This window comes from Terriglobia bacterium (assembly GCA_020073205.1).
Lineage (GTDB): Bacteria > Acidobacteriota > Polarisedimenticolia > Polarisedimenticolales > JAIQFR01 > JAIQFR01.
Map to the genome: position 1 here is coordinate 1 of JAIQFR010000203.1, position 2,931 is coordinate 2,931.

Below are 2,931 nucleotides of genomic sequence, written 5' to 3' on the forward strand. Positions count from 1 at the left end.
AACAGCAAGAGCCCGACCCGGTCGTTGTTGCGGATCGCGGAGAACGCCAGGAGCGCCGAGACCTCGGCGGCCATCTCGAGCTTCGTGGCCGCGCCGGTCCCGAATCTCGCGGACCCGCTCCCGTCCACGACGAGCACGACGGTCAGCTCGCGCTCCTCGGTGAACTTCTTGACGAACGGGTGGCCCATGCGCGCGGAGACGTTCCAGTCGATGGTCCTCACGTCGTCGCCCGGCTCGTACTCGCGCACCTCCGCGAACTCCATGCCGCGGCCGCGGAACACCGAGTGGTACGAGCCCGCGAGGCTCTCGTCCACGACCTTCCGGGTGCGGATCTCGAGCCGCCGCACCCGACGGAGCACCTCCCTGGGGGTCACGGGACCTCGATCGCGTCGAAGACGCGCTGCACCAGCTCGTCCGAGGTCACCGACTCGGCCTCGGCCTCGAACGACAGGATCAGCCGATGGCGCAGGACGTCGTGGCCGATCGCCTTCACGTCCTCCGGCGTGACGAAGCCCCGCCCGCGGAGGAACGCGTGCCCCCGCGCGGCCGCGACGAGGTAGAGCGTGGCTCGCGGGGAGGCGCCGTACTGGACCAGCCCTTCGAGGTCGAGCTTGAAGTCCCGGGGCCGGCGCGTCGCCTGGACCAGGCGCACCGCGTAATCCTTGATGCGGTCGTCCACGTAGATCGAGTACATCGCGTCCCGGGCTCTCGCGAGATCCTCCATCGCCACCACGGGGCTGGCCACCGGCTCGTCGGCGCCGCTCATCCGGTCGAGGATCTGCCGCTCCTCCTCCTGCGTGGGGTAGTCGACCCGGAGCTTGAGCATGAAGCGATCCACCTGGGCCTCGGGGAGCGGGTACGTTCCCTCCTGCTCGATCGGGTTCTGCGTCGCGAGGACGAGAAAGGGGCTCGGCAGGGGGAACGTGCGGTCGCCGAGGGTGACCTGCCGCTCCTGCATCGCCTCGAGAAGCGCGGACTGCACCTTCGCCGGGGCGCGATTCACCTCGTCCGCGAGGACGAAGTTCGCGAACAACGGTCCCTGGTGGGGAACGAACGTCCCCTCCTTCTGGTTGTAGACCAAGGTGCCGGTGAGATCGGCGGGGAGGAGATCGGGCGTGAACTGGATCCTCTGGAAGGTGCCGCGCACGGCCGCCGCGAAGGTCCTGACCGCCAGGGTCTTGGCGAGACCGGGGACCCCTTCGAGGAGGAGATGCCCCCGCGCGAGCAACCCGATCACCATCCTCTCGAGCAAGTACCGCTGCCCCACCATGACCTTCCGCACTTCGGCGAGGAGCTGCTCCACCACCGCCGACTCGCGCTGGACCCGCTCCTGGATCGCTTGAACCTCCTCGTGCATCCCGTTCCTCCCGCCTCGGTCTCTCGCCGACTACGCGGCTTTACTTGTTGCGATCAAAAGACTTAAAACGACCCCGAATTCTAAGACAGGAGGCTCGGGCTGTCAAACGGGCGTCCCGCGGAAAGCGCTCCGCCCGCCCGCGCGGACCTCGAGCGGCGCCTGGTAATGAGCGGGGCGGAACCTATATTTGCCGGGGCATGCGCCGGCACGGGGCACGGGACCGGCCATCACGCCCGGACGGACTCGCATGAAGAAGAAGCTCGCGGCCTCGTTCCTCCTCGTCACGTGCCTCTGCACGATTGCGGGTGTCGTCGTGCCGCGCTTCCAGGACGATCCGCTGTGGGGGCCGGCGCTCATCGTGTGCACCGATCTCGCCATCGGCCTCGGGGCCGCGTGGGTCGTGTCGCACCTGCTCACCCGCAAGCTCCGTCTCCTCGCCGCCGCCGCGACGGTCATCAGCCAGGGGGACCTCACGCGACGCGTCGAGGTGCGCGGCTCGGACGAGACCGCGGAGCTGGCGCGCTCGTTCGCGACGATGGTCGACAGCCTCCTCGGCGTCGTCCTCGAGGTCCAGTCCACGGCCGTGCGCATCCACGAGTCGGCGCGAGAGCTGTCGGCGTCGTCGGAGCACATGAACACCGCGACCGAGGAGATCGCCGAGGCCGCCCAGGCCATCGCGCGGGGGGCGGAAGAGCAGGCCGAGCGGGTCGCCGGTACCACCGCGACCACCCGCGAGCTCAGGCGCGCGGCGGAGAACGTGGCCTCGCGGGCGCGCGAGGTGGACGCCTCGGCCGCCGGCGCCGCGGGGAAGGCCGCCGCGGGCGCCGGCGACGCGAGACGCGTGGCCGAAGGCATCGCGGCGCTCTCGGACAGGATCGAGGCCGCGGCGGCGAACGTCGAGGGATTCCGTGAGCGGGCGGACGAGATCGGAAAGATCGTCCCCTTCATCGGATCGCTCTCGCAGCAGACCCACATCCTCGCGATCAACGCCGCCATCGAAGCGGCGCGCGCGGGCGAGGAGGGCCGGGGGTTCGCGGTGGTGGCCGAAGAGATCCGGCGACTCTCCGAGAGCGTCTGCCGGTTCGCGGAGGAGATCTCCGCGCTCAACGAGGAGATCCTGAGGGGATCGCGGGAGGCTGCGAGCGAAATCAGGAAGAGCGTCGCCGCCGCCGACGAGGCGCGCGCCGTGGTGGACAGCACGTCGGCCTCCTTCGAGCAGATCCTCGACGCGACCCGCGGGACCGCGCGGCTCGCCGGCGAGATCTCGAAGGAGGCGGAGACCCAGCGCGCCGCCGCCGAGAGCGTGGTCGAGTCCCTCGAGCGGATCTCGAGCATCGCGCGCCAGAACGCCGCGGGGACCGTGGAGGCCTCGGCGGCCACGACGCAGCAGAACGCCTCGATGCAAATCGTCTCATCGTAGTACCCGGCATCCCGGAGCTTTGCCGAAGGGCCCTGCAGATCAAAGATCATGTAGTCTGCAATCCCATCCTTAGATGGGTGAATCTTCCATCCATTGAGCGGGCCCCAATGATTCATTCCAATGACTACGATATATTTGCCAGGACTCACGGAAT

General features: G+C 69.1%; 3 protein-coding genes. 1 reads left to right on the forward strand and 2 read right to left on the reverse strand.

What is annotated here, in order from left to right:
- Together LAO51_20390 and LAO51_20395 are read right to left on the reverse strand one after the other, a co-directional pair.
- Nucleotides 1-374, reverse strand: a 374-nt coding sequence (locus LAO51_20390; protein ID MBZ5641105.1) for a DUF58 domain-containing protein, incomplete at its 3' end; no start/stop codon positions are given.
- Nucleotides 371-1,357, reverse strand: a complete 987-nt coding sequence (locus LAO51_20395) for a MoxR family ATPase (protein MBZ5641106.1) — start codon at nucleotides 1,355-1,357, stop codon at nucleotides 371-373. The genes LAO51_20390 and LAO51_20395, both read right to left, overlap by 4 nt.
- A 247-nt stretch (nucleotides 1,358-1,604) precedes the next feature.
- On the opposite strand from LAO51_20395, the gene LAO51_20400 reads away from it, so the two are divergent.
- Nucleotides 1,605-2,777, forward strand: a complete 1,173-nt coding sequence (locus tag LAO51_20400; protein MBZ5641107.1) for a methyl-accepting chemotaxis protein — start codon at nucleotides 1,605-1,607, stop codon at nucleotides 2,775-2,777.
- The last annotated feature ends 154 nt before the right edge of the window (nucleotides 2,778-2,931 follow it).